The following is a 21,926-nucleotide window of genomic DNA, read 5'->3' on the forward strand; positions in this document are numbered from 1 at the left end:
TACAATGAAATTCTTTTTTTTCATGCTTGTTGTTATGGGGATCTTACTTCTTTTCTTGCCTCTTCTGCAGGAAAAGTATTTTGACTGGCAGCAAGCCGAAGTTATGGATGAGCTGAAACAGCTACAACTCGACCTAACTAAAATCAATGATTCTTTTGAACAAGCCAGACAGGATCCTGCCTCAATCGATGATGATAGCGAAGACAAAGAACAAGAAGGTTATCCCCATGCACTGGGGGTTATTACAATTGATGAGATTGATGTGCAGCTGCCCATTCTGGAGGATGCAACCGAAAGCAATATGAAGGTTGCAGCAACGCATCTTGTGGAGACGGCCCGCATCGGGACTGAAGGAAATGCAGCGATAGCCGCCCATCGCGCTCACAAAAAAGGACGCCTGTTCAACCGAATGGGAGAATTGGAGATTGGTGATTGGATTAAGGTCACTCTGGCAGATCAGACCCATATCCAATACAAAGTGGATCAGATATCCGTTGTGGAGCCTACGGACTTGTCCGTACTTGAGGACCCGCATCTGGGACAGGTGCTCACCTTGATTACCTGTGATCCATTAGTAAATCCAACACATCGGCTGATTATAAGAGCGGTCCAAGTGACTTCAGAGGTTGCTCAGCGTGACCTGCCTTAAACATGAACATGCTGTAAAAAAACCAAAAACACCCCTGGCATGCGCGCGGTGATTCTGAATCTCCGAAGCGCTTATGCTGGGGGTATTTTGTTGTAGCTGTTAAGAAATATCCGAGGTTACATGTTCCCGTCTACGGATTCATTTGTTGTCTTCGACGGAAATACAAATATCCCATACTGCCAAGAATAATCATAAGAGTCCCTACAAGAGTGTATCCCCATGTTCTCTCTTCTCCTGTTTTAGGCAGCATGCCTAGGAAAGAACCGTCCTTCCCTTCCTCTGCTCCTGCAACATTCGTATCTACAGGGGAGGATGTATGATCCGCTCCTGGGCTGGTAGCATCACCAGCATTGCCAACAGCTGAAGGCTCCTCTTCGTCAACAACAGTCGAATCTCCTGGCTTGGAAGGGGACTCTCCCCTATCCGGATCCGTCCCCTGGTCGGTTCCATCCTCTGGTTCTGAAGTTTCAGGTGTTACCACCGTGCCTGGAACCGTTGTGTCCGGAGTTGATGGATCTGGCGTTGATGTCCCAGGATTCGGTGTTCCTATACTTGGCGTTCCCGGATTATAAGGCTCATTTGGCCCGCCCGGTACCGGAATGGCGTTATTCGTTTTTTCCACCACTACAGTTTCCGTCTGTTTATTTGTAATCTCAAATTCAACTGGCGTTTGGTCCAATCTATACCCTGCTGGTGCTTTTATTTCAACCAGTTGATATTTATTGGGTTCCAAATCTTTCAGAACAAGCTCACCATTGGAATTGGTAGTCAGTTTGGCTTCATCAATGCCTGTAACCACTTTGAATTCCCAAACACCGTTGGCATCCATCAGAGCACTTTGAGCACGCAATTCAAAAACGGCTCCTTGCAGATGTTGCGATTTGCCTGAATTATATTTAATCAACTGAACAGAACGGTCATTTTCTTTATTTTCAATCGTTAATAGAGTTACTGGTTTGGTAATCGGTACAGCCGTTTCAGGTTGTTCAATAACGAAACCTTCTGCCTTGGTCTCTACCAATGTATAGGGGCCATACGGCAAGCTGTCAAACTCAATCACTCCGTTAAGATCCGTCACTTTTTTGGCAATCACATCCGCGTTACTGTCACGCAGTTCAAATTCAATTCCGCTTAATACGGACTGATCCTTGGCATTCACTTTTGTAACGACCAGCTTGCCACCCGAGCCCTGCACATTCGTATGAGATAGGGTGAGTATCTGGGTTTGATTCGCTGCAATTGTAAACGGAACTGGTGTTGCATCCAATTGATAGTACGCAGGCGCTTCCGTTTCTATCAATTCATAGTCCCCTGGTTCGAGATTTCCTTTGGCGATCCTTCCATCATCACCTGTCGTTAACTCCGCAATTTTATCTCGGGACAGACCATTCTTCAAATACAATTCAAATGTTGCACCTTTCAAAGTCTTCGATGAATCCACAGAGTCCACTTTCGTTAATTCGAAGCCCTGTCGAATTTTTTCATTTTTAATTTCAAAGCGTTGATCAGGGTCTTTGAAATCAATGGTTTTCCCTGTGGAAGCTCCATACTCTAGATCAATTAAATAGCCATTCGGTGCTGATACTTCCTTTAACTTGTATGGCAGACCATTGGTTTGATCGTTAAATCTGTATTTTCTGGAGGTCTCGACCTCTCCATTGACATCTGTTGGTTTCAACGTTTCCAGAAGCGTCGTTCCGGACGCATTATAGATAGCGAATATCGCTCCCTCAAGCGGAAGACCTGTATCATCTACTTTATAGATCTTCATTTTACCGACACCTGTAGATGCCCCTCCGCCTGCTCCAGCCATGGAAACTCGAATGCCTGTCTGATGATCTGACCCCGTTACCGACGAAGACTGGCCTGCGAATTCAACTTTATTTCCTATTCTTTCCCCGCTATCGGCATTAATAAAGGATTGATACTCCAATATAAAAGCGGTCTTCATATCATTCTTAAAGGTAAAAATAAATGTATTGCCTTCCACAATCAGTTCATACTCACCAGCATCAACCAAACCAGCCTTGGTAGACACATTCCCTGAGTTGTTCGCAGGCAGATCGGTCATATATAGCTTTAACGTATCTGCAAGCAAAATCTGATTATCTGATAGCGTATCCGTTAATACGGAACCTGCGGCTATATAAGATTGGCTTGGGTTGATATTTACAGTCCAGGAAGCTTTATCACTTGAACCTAGTTGCTGTCCTGTTTTGTGTACGTAGACGCCACCGTGTTCAGGTATGACCGACACTGACTTTTCAAAACGTACCGCTCCCCCCTCACCATCCGTCAAGACAGCATGATTGGAATACGTACCCTCTACTGCAAAATTCCCATCCAAACTGGTTTTATACACAACCCGATAGGCAGCCTTTCCAATGTTTCCGAGGTTTAATGCAAAGCCTTTACCGTCCGCGTTCAATTGGAATTGCCCAGGTAACAGTGCAACTTCGTCACCAATGGCAATGACATTATTCGCTCCCGCTAGTGTAAGCTTATTTACTTTCAAAGAGCCATCTACATAAGATTGATTACCTGTGTACGCATCCTTAAGAATAGCGTTCTGGATATCATATAAATTATAATTCACATCAATCGTCCAGGTAATCGTCTTGTCCTTCGCGCTGTACTCGCCCTTCTTGTTGCCGTTCTGTATCGTATAATCTTGCGGTTTGACTACAGCCGATTTGGTAATCGAAGCTTGTGGTACATTCGACTCCTTCCAATTCAAAGTAGCCTGGTTACGATATTCATTGTTGGTTGGCATACCTGCCGTTGGATCAAAGCTGGTCTTATAAGTGATCACATGCTCTTTATTGATCATACCGTCAGCCTTCAATTGAATAGAGAACCCTTCTTCAAAGTTCATATCATTTGGATCAGCTACTGGCTCAAGTTCAAACTGATCCCTTTGATCCCCACTAATTTGAAGACTGCCCGGAATGAGCTTCATATGTCTTCCAGCGTAATTGTCCGTAATGACGATATCCGTCATCTCCTTCAAATCACGGTTCAGAACAATCTTCCACTCGATCTCCTTGGTATTAAAATTTTCACTTTGAACACTTTTCGCAAAAATGATTTCCTGAATGTCCTTTTTGCCTTCTTTTTCTGTACCGTCATACATATTGACCGTATTCGTTACCGTAGCATCTGTATAGACACGATTTATCGTTTTGGTTTGATATTCAATTTCATAAGCCTTGGTGATGTCATTTTTAAATTGTAATTTAAAGCCATCATCAAAGCCTGTGCTCACTCCTGTGAGTGTATATTCATTGGAATTCACTAAAGTAGTACCCACTGGCTTGCCATCACTGTCGATGTCTACTTGATGTACTTTTACCGAACCATCAACCAACTCATGTTTCGTTGTGTCAAAATGATCTTCAATCCATGCGTTCGCCTGCGTAATCTCTTGTTGATTGTAATTGTATTGCACTTTCCATGTGATCGTCTGGGTCACTGGATTGTATGCACTCTCTTGTCCGGATTTTTTCAAAGGCTCATTAAAACTCACCCTCACGCTACCGATGTCAGTTTCATCTTGTTCGCTCTGATCACCTGTAAGAACCACCTTATTTTCATACAAAACGTTCGTAAAAGGTGCAGTTGTTGGTGCTTTGATACTCGTTGTATACTTCACGCGGTATGCCTTATCGATATTCCCCAAAGCGATCGGAAACTGAGTTTCTGTTCTAACTGTACTTCCTTCTTTGACAGATCCGTCTAGTTGAATATGCAATTCACGAATCTCAATATTCCCCTTAAGTGGACCTGCCGCGAGCGTATCATTCAGAACGGCATTGTTAATGCCCTTCTCTCCCTGGTTGAAATCGACAGTCCATTCAATCTCATCCGAGTTGAAATTGTTCTTATTTGCGATCCCCGATTTCGTGAGTTTATCTATAGCTGTATTCTGAAAATGCACATTAATGATGCCTTGTCCAACGGAACTAAAGTCTATTGGCTGTTTCAAGCCGCCATCCATCTTGCTCTCATCGAACTTGATCCAAACGTAGAAATTCCCCTCCAGCTTCTCACCTACGATACGGTCATTAAACGTAAACGTGATCTCTCCATCCGGATTGACGACATATTCCCCAACTCCACCATCCAAATTCCCTTTTAGTTGCGATCCAATTTTGAATTTGTCTGGTAAACGAAAAGTAAAAGTGGAACCATCACTATAAGCATGGGCATCGTTTGGAAGCCCCCATGTGAAGACCACAGCCACCTCATCCTTAACGCTAGGTCGTATATCTTCGATACGCTCCCCTTTTATATTCATATTTCCATTTCCATCGTACTCCGGTATTTGATTATACATTTGAACACTTGTAATTAAATTTTCCTTTATGACTTCCGCAGATTCATTAGACTCGGGAGAATCCATTGACACTCCATTATCACCATTCCCCGCGACAGGCTCAACAGAACCTTCTTCTGATGCTGTATCCATAGTTACAATTGCTGTCATATCATCCTGAGCATGCATGGTTGGTGTAAACATCCATCCTTGCATCATTTGCGTGATCAGCAACAAAGCTATGATCACCATGCTCACTTTTTTGTTCATTTTTTGCAATTCCTCCTCTTGCATAATGTTGGCATACACCAACAAAAAGAATAACAAAGAGACATATACAAAAAATAGACAACGCCCTAATCGACGTTCTTCTAACACAAAAAAGAACGCTTCTCAACGAAGCGCCCCTGTCTTAAAACACATATAAATTCATCATTCCAGCTGCTGTCACATGGTCCAGGTAATCTTCACACGCAGATCGACGGTATCCTGCATGTTGGACACGTAATACGATATCGACTTCATGCCAAGCTGATACAAATCCTGCAAATCCTCTACTAGTCCTGTTTCAGTACCCTTGTATCTGAAAGTCAGCGAGGTTCCGCCATCCTTAAGCACACTCTGAACTTTTGTTTTCAGCGCGGAATGACCACTAATCGCATCGCTTTCGTCGTATAGCGAATATTCCAGCGCATGATACAGCTTCTGATACGCGGTTGCTTTGCTGCCTCCTGCCTTCACCAACGTTTGCAAAGCTTCACGATAGGGGGCAGATGCAGCAGGATACTTGCCTTTAGCTGTCCAGACATGGTCACGTGCCATCTCATTATCACTGAGCAAATAATAACTGTGACTTACCTTCCCTTTGCGATCAGGAGTAGGATCATCCCATGTCGTGTCCATATGGTACCACTTGCCGTCCAGCTTGACGAGATTCCAGGCATGTAATTGATCACCAGCCGTTCCTTCCACAATCCGGTTATCTATACCCACCTGCTCCAGCATGCGATAAGCCAGCAAAGAATACCCTTGGCATACGGTGCTGCCGGTAACAAGTCCATCGTATGCAGTATATTTCTGCAAGGATGTATCGTAGGAAAGGTTAAGCACAATCCAGTCATGAATGGCTTTGACCTTCTCATGATTCGTCATACCCGGCACAATAATTTCTTTCAGCACATTGGTCACCTTGCGGTTCACAAAATCGGTCTGTTCTTTGGTTTCCCGATATGCCAGCTTCACATGTACCTCTGCGGATACATTGGAGCCTTTATAGTTAAATGCGTAACTTTTAACGGTATATTGAATATAGGGATCACTGGTCATTGCTTCGTCAATGGAGCTCTGCAACTGTTTCTTGAGGCCTTTCACATTGCCTTTGTATGTAAAAACAAGTTCCTCCGTTCGCTGGGACATCGCGGTAAGCAACGTCTCACGCAGATCCGTATTCGTGGATATGTCCGATGTTCCCGACGCCGCGTATAGCTGATCCAGATCGACCGCATGTGGCAGTGCCACAGCGACGAGACAGCCAGCCAATAGCAGGGTTATCACTCGTTTTCCGTGCTTGCCCATGAAAGGATACCACCTCTCTTTGCAAAGTTCTCATGCCTCATTGTATCACAAAAGGGATTGACGGCAGGCTTCTAGTTTTGTCGAAAAGCATCAAAAGAGACCCTCCGCAGAAGGTCCCTCTGTCTTCAGAAAATAAACCTAACCTACCCGTTATTCTCATCATATGACGCCTCCGGGTATTTATGCAACAAAACAAACTCTGCTCAATATAAGCGATTGCCGCTCATAAAGGTATCCGTCTTGCCCTGAAGCTTGGCCAGACGCTCCAATACCTGAGCCGCTTCCGCAACCGTCACTTTACGTGCAGGCATGAAGCGACCTTCAATTGAAGGCAGTAATCCCAGCTTGATGCTAAGGGAGACAGCGCCTTTGTTGTTGACTGCACTGGCATCTGCCAGGTTGGGAAGGTCCGATGGCAATGTGTAGAATCCAGCTAATTTCTCATAGCGCAAAATGCGCACGAGCAATACTGCTAACTCTTCACGAGTCATCTCTTCTTCAGGATTTAGCTTCGTTTCAGGGTCGGCACCCGCTAACCATCGCTGATCGATCAATGTCCGCACAGCTTGGTAATAAGGGCTCTCCGGAGTGATGTCAGCATATAGATTGCCATCCCCATCACCGCTATAATACACATCCATATTCGGATTAACTGCTCTTGCCAAATAGGTAAACCAGTCTCCCTTGGTGATGACCCGATCCGGGAATACTCGTCCCTGTTCATCTGCAAGAAGTACACCATGTTGCACCATGTTCTGCAGAGGTGATTCAGCCGCGTGCCCCGTAATATCGCTGCTTGTAACTTGAACTGCTCCAGTCATACTTCCGTACATCGACTTCCATTCTCCCGTGTTGGCATCAAGCACTTCATAGGTCATGCCAGTCAACGGACTGTCCGTACGAGTAGGCATATAGGCTAGCTTGACACCCGCAGGAACGGCTTCACCGTTCCCCATGCCGAAACCTCCATAACGCGAGTAGGCCAGTACCAATTTGAATTCTTCAAGGTAGGTAGCTCTGGCTTTCTCATAGCTGATGGCTGGTTTGATATCCGTCGGCAGTTGCTCTGGCGATGCAGCAACCATCGAATAAAATTCGTTGATCGTTCCATCATTCGAAATTTGTACCTGAACCGTATCATCCTTAACCACAATTCCGTTTAAATATCGCTGGAATATAAATGTTCGTGCATCGTCCAATTCAAGCACCGTTGAAAGTCGGAATTGCTTACTTGCATCCGGCACAAGTGAGATGATTGTATTGACAGCCAGCTTCTCGGCTTGAGCTTTGGTTACGGTCTTGCCTTTTACTTCCGTCTCCGACTTTTCCTGCTCCATGCCCGGCATCATGCGCTGATAAATGTTCACACTGTAGATCTGTCCGGTTGCTGCATCAACCTGAGCCGAAATGTCTCTCATAAACATGTAAGATACACTTGCATTGCGATTGCTCCAGCTCAGGCTCCAGACCTGATTGTTTGGACTTGCAAAACTCCCTTTGGTTAACTGGCTATAATCCAATTGATAACCTTCCGGTATAGTAAAACTCTTTTTGACCAGCTTCTCTGCCTGCTGCGCATTCAATTTCGATCCAGTATTCGGTGTAAAAGCAGCTACACTGCCTTTCAGCGGTTTGTCCTCTTGGGAATCTTCCTGGACAATGGCTTCACCTGTCATGCTGTTGATTCGATCCAGTGTATTCGCATCAAGTGGCGTAACACTTGAATTCTTCGGCGTATACCCCAAGTAGTACTTCGGGCCTTTACGAGAAGAATAACGATCTTCGCTAATATAGGCCAGCTGAATATCGAACTGTTCCTCGAACTTCTGCTGTGCCTGCTGCGCTGAAATTGCCGCCTCAGATGTTGGATATTCAGCTCCAATGGTAGTTCTTGAATATCCCGTCACTAAACCGCTTTGATCCACACTTATGTAGGCTGTTTCCGCCTCGGAGACCAAGCCTTCATGCTTCATTTGGTAGCTGTAAGTATATTCTGTTCGGCCAAACAGGGATTGCTGCGCATTGTTTACATACCGATCATCAACGGCAACAAAACCACTTTCCTTCAAATTCGGAATCGCCTTGTACAAGAACTCATCTGCCTGCTTTCTCGCTTCGGTTTTCGTTAATTTCGTCTCCGAATTCGAAACCTGCTTTTCCAGCAACTCAGAAGGCAAATGTACACTCAGCACTTCCCCTGTAACCGCATGTACCGATGCGCTGAATCCAGTGGAACGGTTTCCTTCACGCAGTTCAAATCCGATATCCCACGCCTTATAATCCGGTGGTGGAAAAGAGTTCGGTGAATCAAATCGTGCGGATGAGATCGTCGCCTTTTTTAGCAATGGAAATAATTTCAGTATATTCTCGCTGGCTTGCTTGGAGGAGATTTTGGCTCCTTCAGGCACCTCGTTGTCTGTTACTCCAAGTTGTTGTTCCGTTTCCCCCGCAGCGGATTCTGTTACCCGTTCCGCTGTCGCTGCCGACGCGCTGCCTGCAAACCCTGGTGTCTGTGATGCCAGAAGCAATGTTGCCATGGCTGCTGTAGCCGCTTTGGCTGTGAACATTTTGAATCGTCCATTAAAATTCCAATCAAAACTCAAATCTGGACCTCTCCCTTCAATTTCATACAAGGATGCATGCAAAATAACCTCGCATGAATATTGCCAGTCTATTCTATGATACCATAAGCTTCCTTTTTAATCGTCATTTTCCCAACAATTTTACAAATGTGAATTTCTGCATATTGTATAGAAAAAGCAAAAAACGCCAACCAGGTTGGCGTTTCAACGATCAGCCGGAGTATTAAATAGGCTGAATTTTCTCTATATTGACATTCGGTAGAACAGATTCGTTGGACTGAGCCTGCACCTGTACATGATTTTTCAAAAACGGAATCACCGTATTCCAGAACGCAGGATCTTCTTCTGAGCAGCTATGCCCTCCGCTATTGACCCATAGATGCTCCACAGGCGGATCCGCTTTGGACATAAAATATTCAAGTTCGCTTGGTGGAATAAAGTTATCCCCTTTGGAATGTACCATAAGCATCGGCAGCTGCATTCCCTTGCGCCGTTCATTCAGCAGCATCACGGGATCGCGCTGGCGATACGTTTTCAGAGATTCACCAAGCCGCCAGAACCAGATTCGCGGAATCAGCTGGGCCAGCGGAAATAAAGGCAGACGACGCCGTCTCAGCTCCGCACTGACGATAACCTCGAATTGGGATGGCATGGAGTCTGTAATCACCGCGGATACAGGAATGCCCTCCGTCACAGCAAGGATCGTCCCTAAACCGCCCAAGGAGTGTCCAAGCACACCGATCGCCGCAGAATCAATTTCCGGCCGTGACGATGTATATCGCAAGGCTGACAGCAGATCGTCGCGGAACAGGTAAGCTGAAGCCGCTTTAACCGGATCGCTGGCTCCATGGCTTCGAACATCGTACATAAAGAGAGCATAACCTGCTTCCCAAATGGGACGTGCATAACGGAGGACACGTGATCGGTTGGAGCCCCAACCATGTGCAATAATAACCAACGGCCAAGGCTTCGGGACATGAGCTCCGGCCGGAATGAACCAGCCATGAACTCTCCTGCCTCCGCTCTCGAAGGTTATATCCTCAAATGGCATGGGCGGTGTGAGCGTAATCGGAATCTTTTTGGGGGTCTGGCTATTTACGGCTGCCTTCCATAAACCACCCGCAGTTACCGCGGCAACAGCAATCATCCCGCCAATCATCGTTTTAGCTTTCACTGGTGTCACTCCTCTCCGTTTTCTGGCTAACTCCATCATACGGCATCAAGATCAACAGGACGTTAATCCACATCACTTCTTATATTATCTATGGATACAGAATCTCTCCTTACATATATCCCGATGAGTCTGGTCCACTTCCGTTCGGTTGGTTTTCTGTTTCAATCTTCGATTTTCGCTATGTCCACAAATGCACGTGTGCAAGCAGCAATCTGCTCATCATTCCCTGCTGCAAGTGCTTCTCGTGGCAGAAGTGCACTTCCAAGGCCCACTGCTGCTGCACCCGCAGCATAATAATCTGTAATGTTATCCAGAGTGGCTCCTCCTGTTGCAAGCAGCGGAATATGATTCAGTGGAGCCTTGATTTCACGTAGATATGGAATGCCTAGACTGGCCATTGGGAACAGCTTCACCACTTTGGCTCCTGCTTCATATGCAGCCACAATCTCCGTTGGCGTCATCGCCCCGGGCCAGATCTCCACTCCATGTTCTACAGCATATTCAATAACAGAAAGATCGACATTCGGAGACACGAGAAATTGGGCACCCGCTGCAACGGCTTCTTTTGCCATCTGCACATTCAGTACCGTACCTGCTCCAATATAAGCCTTACCCTCATGTCATTCGCGCCAATCTGCAATAATATCGTGTGCACCCGCTGTGTTTAGCGTCACTTCCATCAGACGGATTCCCCCATCTGTCATCCCCTGCCCTGCTGCCTGAGCAGATTCCCTGCTAATACCACGAACAATGGCTACCAGTCTCGATTCTAATAATACTTCCGTCAGATTCATGCCAACTTCCCCTTGTTTCATAGATTCGGCAGCCGAAGACAAGTATTCGTTATCACCGCTTTTCCGTTAGTCACTATTGTAAAGCATATCGTCCCCTGGATGAAATCATTTGATCCAATTTCTTGTGAGAGAGAGTGCATCAAAGTCTCCGGTTTTTACAGTGAAAAGAAAACGAAAAAACCTCTCCAAGGAACAGGGTGTAAACCACACCATCCATTCCGTTAGAGAGGTTCTATGTTCTACATATCCATTAGATCATTTTCAACTAACCTTGAATTTACATATAAACTCTAAGCCTTTTCCAGCACACTATCCTTCTCCAGATCCTTAAAATACTTATCATTGTACAACATGCTGGGATGTGTCGGATGATACATCAAAGCAATATCATTATGCTCTTTGGCTTTTGCCCGATTGCCCATCCGGTCATAACATACACACAATTGTAGATGCGGCATCCATGTCCAAGCAGCTTCGTTCAATACGACCATCGGATCCGTCGGGCGTATGGCGCGGGTAGCCTGTTCATACCAGTATAATGCTTTGCGATAATCCGTACGGTCTGCAAAATATCCACCCAATCGGCAGCAAATCTCTGCCCTCGGCAAATCAAAGGCAAAGGACCTCAGCAATGCCGAGACTTCCTTTTCTGAATGTTCAAGTGCTGCCTCGCAATCCGCTATCTTCTGGCATGCTGCAATCTGATCCTCCACCCATCCCAGCCCGGTGTCCAGGAATTTCCCGTAGTAGTTCACTGCATCCTCAAAATGCCCGTGGTCTTTCAGTTCATTGCCAAAATAATATAAGTCACGCGGGGAGAATTCCTCCCCTGCCTGTTCGCGTTTGCGATAAATCTTTAGATTGCGATCCGTGTATTCCTTATCCTTCTTATGCGTGACAGCCACATCACTATGCAGCAGATGACCGGCCACTTCCAGATATTCATGTACTGCACCAATCCAGCGATAATTCCGATCCCGGCGCACCAGTCGGTTCCGCCGCAGACGGTATGCCACCTTACCCTCCGCCGTAAAGGACAGATGATAATCCATTGTGACACTGTCCACAGCAGGGTCCAGGGAACGCTTCAGTTCAATAAGCTTCAACCTGTCGTCCGGTTCAAACACATCATCTGCATCCAGCCATAATATATATTCACTTGTTGCCTGTTCAAAGGCAAAGTTCCTTGCTGCCGCAAAATCATCCACCCATTCAAAATCGATGATGCGTTCCGTATAACGAGCTGCAGTCTGGCGTGTCTGGTCCGTGGAACCTGTATCCACGATCACAATCTCGTCAGCGATTCCGTTAACCGAGTCCAAACATCTGGCGAGGGAAGCCTCTTCATTTTTGACAATCATACACAGCGAAATACTGATCGATTCCTCTCCGCGTATAGCTCTGCGATTAAAAGCAGCTACTCCAGGCAATTCCGATAGTCGATAGATGTGATAGGCCGGAAAATGGGTGTCCACGTATAAACGGAAGCCCAGTGCCTGAGCACGAATGCAAAAATGGCGATCTTCCCCCCAGAAAGATACATTGGGAATCTGGTCATAGGAAACCCCGGCCGCCAGAACGTTCCTGCGAATAAGGGTGCACGCGCCAAGTCCTCCCACTTCATAACAACCCGGTGTACGCAATTGCCTCAGAAACGTATCCGTTTGTGTACTCTCGTCCTCCACTTCCGCCCCTGTAACAGGTTTACCTCTCTTGCGGAATAGCGCGTACTCATCCTGCAACCAGACTTGCGGCATTTCCCTTGTGCCCGGCTGCCATCGTGTCCAAAAGATATTGGAGACAATTTCCTTCCCGCTGGATACGAGTTGTTCCAATGTCCGAGGGTGCAGGACGAGATCGGAATCAATCAGAAATACAGCATCGTACTGCTGATCACGGGCATAGGCCAATATACGATTTTTCAAACCTGCTACCCGCCAGATCTGTTCGTCCCGCCAATAATGCCCACCCTCGTCCTTGTTGTATATTCCTTTCCCCTGATTGGCATCCGTTTCCTTCACATCTGCATCGATAAGGCTCCCTTCATGCTGGAGTACAAACTCACGGAGCATATTGGATGCTGCTTCCTCTTCATTGTCGTTCACAAACAGATAGTCTGTCGTTACCGTCTTTCGCTCAAGCGATTCCAGGGACTGAAGAAATTCACGGAGTACCGCAGCCGTCTGCCGAACAGGACTTGCGATAAGAATCTTTTCCTTTGGCTCTTCTTTACCTTTTTCTTTTTCCTTCTTCAAATGGATTGTCCTCCTTCCCTTATTCCGACCATTGCAGGAGTCTTGGCTCTGTATCCAAAATAGATTCGTACTGTTCCTTCCAGCCATACCTCGCATCCGGGTCCAATGCCTGGTAACGCTCGTATTTACGAATTCGGTCCTCTGCACGTGCCCAGCCATAATGCTTCACCCGAGGGGAGTGGCATCCATAGGCAAAATGCTGAATAGTTAGTGGAAAACGGCCGCAGTGCTGCGGGGTTTCCTTCCATTCATAGCTCCATTCCGGGCGGTATCGCACCAGAAATGGCCGATAATACGCATGAGCCTGCCAATATTCGTCATCCCGGTAATGCGTCTCGCTCCACATATCAAACAACCTGAAATAAATGGCGTCCTCGGTCCCACCCAACAGTTGATTCCGAACAATGCCAAAATCGGTCGTCAGAATTTCATCCGCGTCCAGGTTCAAAATCCATTCCGGTCCGGTAGCCACCGTGGTCTCCCACTGCTGCTTGCGTAAACTCACCTCATCTGCAAACAGGGAGGCCGGGTTCACAATCAACGTAAGGGGAATACCCTCCAGCATTTCCTGGCATAAAGCAACGGTATTATCCGTACTGCCGTCGTCAATAATCACCGCACGATCAATCCACGGCCGGTGAGTCTCCAACGCCTGTCTGAGATACCTGTGTTCCTCATTGCGGACAATCATGGACAAGGTGACATGCGGCCTCGTGGTTCCTTCACAATCTTCCAAATCCCCACCTCCAGGCTGAGTCTGTCACGCGTTATAACTGATGTGATATGGCTGTTTAATTTGGCTGAACCCCTGTTAAGCTCAATATCTAATCTATGCACGTCTGGAAGAGGGTTATGTCTGGCATGGAGACCTTTCATGACGTTTAAGAAACTTGAGCATATGATATGTGCCTCTTCACGAGCAACAACAAAAAAGGCACCCGCTTCGGCAGGTGCCTCCCTAATAAACTATTTCATTGGTTTAATATTTAATGATCTATTGAGATGTCGATCTGGTGAGATGTCGATCTGGAAAAAGTCTGAATAATCAACGATATGCTGCCAGTCGATCATTCAGGCTGCGTGTTTGCCCATATACATCCTGATACAATGCAAACAGTCCATCATATACGGCAACCGTTTCCGGATTTGGGGCATAGGATTTGGCTGGACGAATGAACGCCGCCGCACATTCCTGCAAGGATGGGAACCAGCCACAGCCATAAGCTGCCAGCATCGCCGCGCCCATTGCTGGTCCCTGTTCACTTTCCAATTTCACAATAGTTGCATTGAAAACATCGGCCTGCATTTGCAGCCATGCTTCATTTTTGGCGCCTCCACCAATGGAGATCACTTCATTGACCGTTTTGCCAGCATTACGCAAAATATCGATGGACTCACGCAGCGAGAACGTAATGCCCTCCATCACAGCACGTCCAAAATGCTCCAACTTATGTCCGGCATCCATGCCGATAAAGCTGCCGCGAATGTTTGCATCTGGATGCGGCGTGCGCTCACCAACGATATAAGGCGTGAACAGCAATCCGTTGCTTCCAGCAGGAATCGCATCAATGCCCTGCAAGAGTACATCGAATGATTTGTCAACAGCAAATGTATCTTTGAACCAGGACAGGCTGTACCCAGCCGCAAGGGTTACCCCCATAATATAGAAGGCATCTTTCTCGCCGTGGTTAAAAAAGTGCACTTTGCCTTCGAAATCGAGATCCTTGCGCTCTTCATAGGAAAGCACAACCCCGGACGTTCCGATGCTGCACATCGTCTGTCCTTCACTCAGAATGCCTGCGCCAATGGCTCCGCATGCATTGTCCGCACCACCTGCAAATACTTTGGTTGCCGCTGCAAGTCCTGTTTGATCCGCAATCTCAGGCAGCAATGTGCCCACTTCCTCAAATGACTCTACAAGACGTGGGCACAAGGATACCGGCAGTTCAAAAGCTTCCGAGATCTCTGTGCTCCACTGCTTGCCTGCAACGTCCAGCAGCAATGTGCCCGCTGCATCCGAATAATCCATGGCATAATCACCTGTCAGGCGATATCGCACATAGTCCTTCGGCAACAGAAACAGGGCCGCTTGTTGCAGCAATTCCGGCTCGTTCTCCTGTACCCAAAGGATTTTCGGCAAGGTGAATCCTTCCAGCGCACGGTTACGAGCGATGCTCAGCAGTTTGCCATCCAGTACTTTCTCGATGCGACGGCACTGAGCGGTTGTCCGCGTATCGTTCCACAGAATGGCATTACGCAGCGGTTTGCCCTCGGCGTCCACCAGCACCAATCCATGCATCTGCCCGGAGAAGCTCAGTCCTTCGATTTCCGAAGGCTGTACACCGGACACTTCCAGCAATTTGCGTAGCGAAACAATCGTCTGCTCTACCCAATCCTCGGGATTTTGTTCACTGTATCCAGCCTTGGGCTGGTACAACGGATAAGCCTCGGATGCTTCAAACGCTACTTTCCCATCACGGTTAACCAGCACAGTTTTAACTGCGCTTGTTCCGAGATCGACACCAATTACGTAACTCATGGATATCCCTCGTTTCTTTCATGGTTGTATAAATGAAGCTTGTTTAGCATGAAGTCACTCCGTGATCAGAAAACCCTCGGATCGCCGTTACCCCCGGATTTCCTTTATCCCCTTTAGCAAGGTTGAAATCCGGGGATAAATGCGACCGCTTCGCTTCCTCGGGTCCTTTCTGCTCACTTCGTTCTGCATGCAAATAATTCATTTATATCAAAAATTTAAAAACCGTTTAGTTTGTTTAATCAAAAAACCGTCCCCGTCTTCCCATGGGAAAGTCGGGGACGGTCCGAATGTCATGCTTGTTCAGGCGTTCCGTGGTACAAGCTGGTCCCGCACAGTGCAGGCGAAGATCTGTTTCAGCCACACCCGAGTATTCTTCTCAGGTAGGCTGATATCCCTTCATCCTGCATTTTGCTTGACTTCTATTAGTCAGCCAGGATGTATTGGTTGAGTTTCGCTCTCAGCAATTCCTGACGTCCGGATTGGTTTTTGCGTGGGCTTTCGTTGTTCAGCGCGTACTCTGCAAGGGAAGCCAGTGTTGCTTTACCCGCAACCACATCTGCACCGATACCTTCGCTGAAGCTGCTGTAACGTTTTTCGATGAAGTCATCGAATACGCGATCTTCAATCAATTTCGCTGCCACTTTCAGACCTTTAGCATACGTGTCCATACCTGCGATGTGTGCCAGGAACAGATCGTCTGCTTCGAAGGAACCACGACGTACTTTGGCGTCGAAGTTCACACCACCACGGCCGATACCGCCGTTTTTCAATACTTCATACATCGTCAATGTAGCATCGTACATATCCACCGGGAATTCATCCGTATCCCAACCGATCAGCATGTCGCCTTGGTTGGCATCGAGGGAACCAAGCATGCCGTTTGTGCGGGCAACGCGGATCTCGTGATCGAAGGTGTGACCAGCCAGTGTAGCATGGTTAGCTTCCAGGTTCAGTTTGAAATGTTTGTCCAAACCGTATTTTTGCAGGAATGCAATGGAAGTTGCTGCATCATAGTCATATTGGTGTTTGGTTGGCTCTTTCGGTTTAGGCTCGATCAGGAATTGCGCATCAAAGCCAATTTCTTTCGCGTAGTCTACTGCCATGTGGAACATGCGGGCAATGTTGTCTTGCTCCAGCTGCATGTCTGTGTTGAGCAAAGTGTCATAACCTTCACGACCGCCCCAGAACACATAGTTTTCTGCGCCCAGACGTTTACCCACTTCCAGACCTTTCTTGATTTGCGCTGCAGCATGAGCGTACACGTCTGCGTTGCAAGTGGAAGCTGCACCAAACATAAAGCGCGGGTTGGAGAACATGTTCGCTGTGTTCCAGAGCAGTTTTTTGCCGCTGGATTTCATGTGACCTTCAATCAGGTCTACGATTGTATCGATGTTGCTGTAGAACTCACGCAGGCTGTTGCCTTCTGGTGCGATGTCTACATCGTGGAAACAGAAGAACGGGAGATTCATTTTTTCCAAAAATTCAAATGCCGCTTCCACGCGTACTTTCGCGAGGTCCAGACCGGAGTATTTATCCCAAGAACGAACAGCAGTTTCCGCACCAAACGGGTCACTACCGCCCGCTGTTAATGTATGCCAGTAAGCCATGCCGAAACGGAAGTGCTCTTCCATTGATTTCCCAGCGACAACTTCTTCCGGATTATAATGTTTAAAAGCAAATGGATTCGTGGAATCTTTACCTTCAAATGCAATTTTATTAACGGATTCAAAATAGGCCATGTAGAATGCCTCCTCAATAGTTTTAAAAGTAATCGTTTACAACGTTATCCTATCACATCGGTTATACTTTGTCTATTGGTTAAACAAAGTAAAAATAAAAATGTTTTTTGCGCGTTTGTTTACGCTATAATAGTCGAATAGCTTGTTTACGGATAACGGGTCTGAACCCTTTTATAGAAGAATAGGAGTGCCTTATGGATATGAAAATTACCGGAGACCAGATGCTGGTCAAAAAAATAAACAAGTCGATCGTCCTGGATACGATTCGTCGTCATGCCCCCCTCTCCCGTGCTCGGGTATCCGAAATTACAGGACTGAATAAAGCCACGGTATCCAATCTGGTTGCCGATCTGATCAATGATGAACTCTTGCAGGAGATTGGGCCTGGGGAATCCAGCGGTGGACGCAAACCTTTGATGCTGCTATTTCGTGGTACAGCGGGATATGCCGTAGGTTTGGAGCTCAGCGTGACCCACTTAAAGGGTGTGCTTACTGATCTGGAAGGTCATATTATCACAGAGTACGCCGTTAAGCTGGAACATCATGATGTGTCCTCTGTATTTGAACAGTTGAAGCTTGCCGCAGAACATCTGATACATGCGGCCCCTCCCTCCCCTCATGGCGTGATCGGCATGGGTATTGGAGTGCCGGGTATGGTGGACGAAGATGGAACGGTGCTGTTTGCACCCAACCTGGGGTGGGAGAAGGTCCCCCTGCGGGCCATGCTGGAAGAAGCATTCGAACTGCCAGTGACAATCGATAATGAAGCCAATGCAGGTGCGCATGGAGAATTAAATTTTGGTGCAGGCATCGGAGTACGTCATCTGATTTATATCAGCGCAGGCATCGGGATTGGTTCAGGCATTATGGTGGATGGCGAGCTGTACAAAGGAGCCTGGGGATATGCGGGAGAAACAGGCCATATGTCCATTGAAGCAGAGGGCAGACCTTGCTCCTGTGGCAATCGTGGCTGCTGGGAGTTATATGCTTCGGAGAAAGCTTATGAGCACCCCGATCATCAGTTGATTTTGCCAGCACATACTACACGGGAATTAATTGATTATGCACAGCAAGGCCATGAAGATGTATTGAAGCTGTACCAAGAAATCGGTCGTAAACTAGGCGTGGGCATTACCAATATTGTCAACAGCTTCAACCCGGAGCGTATCATTATCGGTGGTCCTCTTTCTGAAGCAAGACCATGGATTGAAACGGCGCTCAAACAAGTGGTGGAGGAGCGTACGTTGCCCTATCATCGCCGCAGTTTGCAGATTGAATGGGCAGCCTTGGGTAGTCGGTCCACACGTGTTGGTGCCGCTTACTCAGCCATTTCCCAATTTTTAGGCAAAATAAGAGTTTCCGTCTAATAATCGATGAAAATTGACATCATTTTGCCCCATTTCCTCCCTTTTTGTTAAAGAAATCCAGAGGTATAATAGGGTTATGTGATTTTTGTCATCGCGGCATGAATGTCGCTGTGTTAATTCCGATAACGAAACGGAGTGAAAATTCGTGACCTACGTGGATACTTCAGATATCTCGGCGCAAATGTTTGTCACCGTACTCCTGTTCCTGATCGTGCTTGCGCCGCTGTTCAGCCTTGGCATACTTCGATTGTTTCAGAGCAAAAAGAAGGCTGGTTTCATGTACATGCTGTCAGGCGTACTGGTGTATGTTGTATTTCAGACCATTATGAGTATCTTTTTTTAGATAAAATAGGTATGGTTTTAACGTCAAATCCCCTTTCACAGCCACAAACAGAAGTTCATGAAACATGCACTCTGTTGTAGCTAATGGAAGGGGATTTTTCATCATACAGACGGGTTGAATTTCACTAGACCATTCAGTGTGATGAACTACCTAATTCAAATAAAAGAAGCCTTAGTCCAGATCTGGACCAAGGCTCCCCCAATATATATTCAAACGGCTCGCGCGAACCGGAATAGCTCCATGTGACTTGAACTTACCCTATGAGGGTAAATTAAGCGTCCAGCGCTTTGGCAAATTGGGTTTTGTTCATACCCAGAATGCGGTGTTCACCAATAACAGTCAGAGGCACGGCACGTACGCCCATATCCCATACTTGTTGAGCGAACTCGTCGCTTGTCTCGATATTGCGCTCTTCATAAGAGATGCCTTTGTCAGCCAAGAAGCTTTTTACCGATTTGCAGTTTGGGCAGTTGGTTGATGTGTATACAATTACGTTCTCCATGTTTATTCACCTCATATTTTTTTATAGACTAATCTATTGATATATACAGTTCTTCCCTTACAGGACTACTGCGCTGTGCTCCAAGCTTTCAATATATTTCTCTGTATCCATCGCAGCCATACATCCACTACCTGCTGCTGTAATCGCTTGTTTGTAACGGGTATCCTGTACGTCACCACAAGCAAATACGCCTGGGATATTCGTCTCGGATGTTCCCGGTGTAGTCAGAATATAACCGTGCTCATCGGTTGTGATCTGTCCGCCCAGGAATCCAGTGTTTGGTGTGTGACCAATCGCTACGAATACACCACTAGCCGGAATGATTTCTTCTACACCTGTTTCGTTGTTCAGTACTTTCAATCCAGTTACGCCGTTGTCGCCAGCCAGCACTTCAAGAGGGGTACGGTTCAATGCCATCTCCACTTTCTCGTTGCTGCGTGCACGATCCTGCATGATTTTGGAACCACGCAATTCTTCACGACGGTGTACCAGGGTTACTTTGGAACCGAAACGGGACAGGAAGCTCGCTTCCTCCAGCGCGGAGTCGCCACCGCCAATAACGATGATTTCTTTGTTGCGGAAGAAGAATCCGTCACATGTCGCACAAGTGCTGACACCACGGCCCACATTCGTTTCTTCGCCAGGAATACCGAGGTATTTAGCAGAAGCACCTGTAGACAGGATCAAGGTTTCCGATACAAGCTCACCCATGCCTTCAACCTGAACCTTGAATGGACGCTCGCTCATATCGATGTTGTTTACCCAGCCTGTACGGAATTCTGCACCGAAGCGTTCTGCTTGTTTGCGCATATTGTCCATCAGTTCAGGACCCATGATGCCGTCAGGGAAACCTGGGAAGTTCTCCACTTCGGTTGTTGTTGTCAGTTGGCCACCAGGTTGCGGTCCTTCAATAACGAGTGGATTCAAGTTGGCACGTGCCAGATAGATTGCTGCTGTCAGCCCTGCAGGGCCTGTTCCAATAATAATTGATTTATACATGTATAGTTCCTCCCCCGGGTTCTGCAAAAAGGTCAGGCTCTCCGGCATCAAAAGCAATTGCTTTTGCATACACTAGAACAAAAGCCTAGATCATGTCCACTTGACCTGCCTATTATGACAATTAACCTATGCAGAAACGGAATTCTAATTTATAATCATTCTAATCTGTTGTTCATTATGAGCGCTTTTATGTACGGTGTCAATGCTCGGCAGCGATTATGAAGAAGTCTTCATCAGGAGGGAAAATGGAAGCATGAACGATGCACTCATTGGCAGCTTTATCTCAGCCATGTCTACCGGCCTTGGGGCCATACCTATTCTATTTATGCGCAAAGTAACCCACCGTCTGCGTGATATTTTGCTTGCTTACGCAGCAGGCATTATGACCTCTGCCTCGGTGTACAATCTCATTCCGGAAGCGCTCGGGCAATCCAATCTGTTCGTACTAGCCCTCGGTATTATGCTCGGCAGCATGGTCCTGCTTGTGCTTGAGATGAAGATTCCACATGTGGATCTTGAAAATCCCGAGAAGATGCCTTTCAAAATTGAAGCCAAAGCCTTCATGATCATTGCAGCCATCACCATGCATAACCTGCCCGAAGGGCTATCAGTAGGTGTCAGCTACGCGAGCAGTGACGCAGGACTTGGCAATCTGATAGCCTTTTCCATTGGATTGCAGAATGCACCGGAAGGATTCCTGGTTGCCCTTTTCCTTGTCAATCAGAACATCAGTCGCTTCAAGGCGCTCGGCATCGCCACGCTGACGGGTGCAGTGGAGATTGTTACAGCCATGATTGGTTACACACTCAGTAGTCTGGTATCCGGTCTGGTCCCTTATGGTCTTGCCTTTGCAGCGGGTGCAATGATGTTCATCGTGTACAAGGAACTGATTCCCGAAAGCCATGGCGATGGCAATGCGCGGGCAGCAACGGTTTCCTTTTTGCTCGGACTGATCACGATGATTGGCCTGACTGAACTTTTCTAATGAAGGAACAGCCCTCACATAAACACAACGATGGACGGCAAAAAAACCTGAAAGGACAGCGGCTCGCTGAACTTCCAGGTTCTTTTTTTGTTCACAAATGAAGATTGA

The 21,926-nt window shown here is 46.9% G+C and carries 14 protein-coding genes and 2 pseudogenes; 4 read left to right on the forward strand and 12 right to left on the reverse strand.

Annotated features, from left to right (window positions below; genetic code table 11):
- Positions 1-4 precede the first annotated feature (4 nt).
- Positions 5-649, forward strand: a complete 645-nt coding sequence (locus P364_RS0117485) for a class D sortase (protein WP_024631380.1) — start codon at positions 5-7, stop codon at positions 647-649.
- 130 nt (positions 650-779) lie between these two features.
- Here the strand turns inward: P364_RS0117485 and P364_RS0117490 are convergent, their stop codons facing one another.
- The 10 genes and pseudogenes from P364_RS0117490 to xylA all read right to left on the reverse strand — a co-directional run bounded on the left by P364_RS0117490 (position 780) and on the right by xylA (position 17,622).
- A complete protein-coding gene (locus tag P364_RS0117490) occupies positions 780-5,234 on the reverse strand; it encodes an LPXTG cell wall anchor domain-containing protein (protein ID WP_024631381.1) in 4,455 nt (1,484 codons plus the stop codon).
- 177 nt (positions 5,235-5,411) lie between these two features.
- Positions 5,412-6,539, reverse strand: coding sequence for a transglutaminase domain-containing protein (locus P364_RS0117495; protein WP_024631382.1), 1,128 nt, complete (start codon positions 6,537-6,539; stop codon positions 5,412-5,414).
- A gap of 203 nt (positions 6,540-6,742) precedes the next feature.
- Complete coding sequence (locus tag P364_RS0117500) at positions 6,743-9,142, reverse strand: YcdB/YcdC domain-containing protein (protein ID WP_024631383.1); 2,400 nt, start codon at positions 9,140-9,142, stop codon at positions 6,743-6,745.
- Between the two features lie 202 nt (positions 9,143-9,344).
- Positions 9,345-10,295 (reverse strand): alpha/beta hydrolase, encoded by a 951-nt coding sequence (locus P364_RS0117505; protein ID WP_024631384.1) that lies wholly within the window; start codon positions 10,293-10,295, stop codon positions 9,345-9,347.
- 161 nt (positions 10,296-10,456) lie between these two features.
- Positions 10,457-11,089: pseudogene (locus tag P364_RS35430) on the reverse strand (bifunctional 4-hydroxy-2-oxoglutarate aldolase/2-dehydro-3-deoxy-phosphogluconate aldolase).
- Between the two features lie 290 nt (positions 11,090-11,379).
- Positions 11,380-12,450, reverse strand: a complete 1,071-nt coding sequence (locus P364_RS38745; RefSeq protein ID WP_029881061.1) for a glycosyltransferase — start codon at positions 12,448-12,450, stop codon at positions 11,380-11,382.
- Between the two features lie 423 nt (positions 12,451-12,873).
- Positions 12,874-13,440: pseudogene (locus P364_RS38750) on the reverse strand (hypothetical protein); the annotation flags it as partial.
- Entirely contained in the window at positions 13,364-14,080 is a 717-nt protein-coding gene (locus P364_RS0117520) for a glycosyltransferase family 2 protein (protein ID WP_024631386.1), read from the reverse strand. The gene P364_RS0117520 and the pseudogene P364_RS38750, both read right to left, overlap by 77 nt.
- 309 nt (positions 14,081-14,389) lie before the next feature.
- Complete coding sequence (xylB, locus tag P364_RS0117530; protein WP_024631387.1) at positions 14,390-15,883, reverse strand: xylulokinase; 1,494 nt, start codon at positions 15,881-15,883, stop codon at positions 14,390-14,392.
- Between the two features lie 422 nt (positions 15,884-16,305).
- Positions 16,306-17,622: a xylose isomerase gene (gene xylA, locus P364_RS0117535; protein ID WP_024631388.1), complete on the reverse strand. Its 1,317-nt coding sequence runs from the start codon at positions 17,620-17,622 to the stop codon at positions 16,306-16,308.
- A gap of 200 nt (positions 17,623-17,822) precedes the next feature.
- On the opposite strand from xylA, the gene P364_RS0117540 reads away from it, so the two are divergent.
- On the forward strand, positions 17,823-18,989 hold the full coding sequence (locus tag P364_RS0117540) for an ROK family protein (protein ID WP_024631389.1): 1,167 nt from the start codon (positions 17,823-17,825) through the stop codon (positions 18,987-18,989).
- Positions 18,990-19,134: 145 nt separating this feature from the next.
- The gene (locus P364_RS0117545) at positions 19,135-19,332 is read left to right on the forward strand and encodes a hypothetical protein (RefSeq protein WP_024631390.1); all 198 of its coding nucleotides are present in this window, start codon (positions 19,135-19,137) and stop codon (positions 19,330-19,332) included.
- Positions 19,333-19,603: 271 nt separating this feature from the next.
- On the opposite strand, the gene P364_RS0117550 is transcribed toward P364_RS0117545, so the two are convergent.
- Both P364_RS0117550 and trxB read right to left on the reverse strand, forming a co-directional pair.
- Positions 19,604-19,834, reverse strand: a complete 231-nt coding sequence (locus P364_RS0117550; protein ID WP_024631391.1) for a glutaredoxin family protein — start codon at positions 19,832-19,834, stop codon at positions 19,604-19,606.
- Positions 19,835-19,891: 57 nt separating this feature from the next.
- Positions 19,892-20,833 carry a thioredoxin-disulfide reductase gene (gene trxB / locus P364_RS0117555; RefSeq protein WP_024631392.1) on the reverse strand — a complete coding sequence of 314 codons (942 nt, stop codon included), beginning with the start codon at positions 20,831-20,833 and terminating at the stop codon, positions 19,892-19,894.
- Positions 20,834-21,086: 253 nt separating this feature from the next.
- Between trxB and P364_RS0117560 the strand changes: the two genes are divergently transcribed.
- The gene (locus tag P364_RS0117560; protein WP_024631393.1) at positions 21,087-21,818 is read left to right on the forward strand and encodes a ZIP family metal transporter; all 732 of its coding nucleotides are present in this window, start codon (positions 21,087-21,089) and stop codon (positions 21,816-21,818) included.
- Positions 21,819-21,926: the final 108 nt, after the last annotated feature.

It is taken from the genome of Paenibacillus sp. MAEPY2 (assembly GCF_000499205.1).
Lineage (GTDB): Bacteria > Bacillota > Bacilli > Paenibacillales > Paenibacillaceae > Paenibacillus > Paenibacillus vandeheii.

Bases quoted from the DNA above. Each gene is read 5' to 3' on its own strand.
- P364_RS0117485 (WP_024631380.1), top strand. From the start codon at position 5: ATGAAATTCTTTTTTTTCATGCTTGTTGTTATGGGGATCTTACTTCTT.
- P364_RS0117490 (WP_024631381.1), bottom strand. From the start codon at position 5,234: ATGAACAAAAAAGTGAGCATGGTGATCATAGCTTTGTTGCTGATCACG.
- P364_RS0117495 (WP_024631382.1), bottom strand. From the start codon at position 6,539: ATGGGCAAGCACGGAAAACGAGTGATAACCCTGCTATTGGCTGGCTGT.
- P364_RS38745 (WP_029881061.1), bottom strand. From the start codon at position 12,450: ATGATTGTCAAAAATGAAGAGGCTTCCCTCGCCAGATGTTTGGACTCG.
- xylB (WP_024631387.1), bottom strand. From the start codon at position 15,883: ATGAGTTACGTAATTGGTGTCGATCTCGGAACAAGCGCAGTTAAAACT.
- xylA (WP_024631388.1), bottom strand. From the start codon at position 17,622: ATGGCCTATTTTGAATCCGTTAATAAAATTGCATTTGAAGGTAAAGAT.
- P364_RS0117540 (WP_024631389.1), top strand. From the start codon at position 17,823: ATGAAAATTACCGGAGACCAGATGCTGGTCAAAAAAATAAACAAGTCG.
- P364_RS0117550 (WP_024631391.1), bottom strand. From the start codon at position 19,834: ATGGAGAACGTAATTGTATACACATCAACCAACTGCCCAAACTGCAAA.
- trxB (WP_024631392.1), bottom strand. From the start codon at position 20,833: ATGTATAAATCAATTATTATTGGAACAGGCCCTGCAGGGCTGACAGCA.
- P364_RS0117560 (WP_024631393.1), top strand. From the start codon at position 21,087: ATGAACGATGCACTCATTGGCAGCTTTATCTCAGCCATGTCTACCGGC.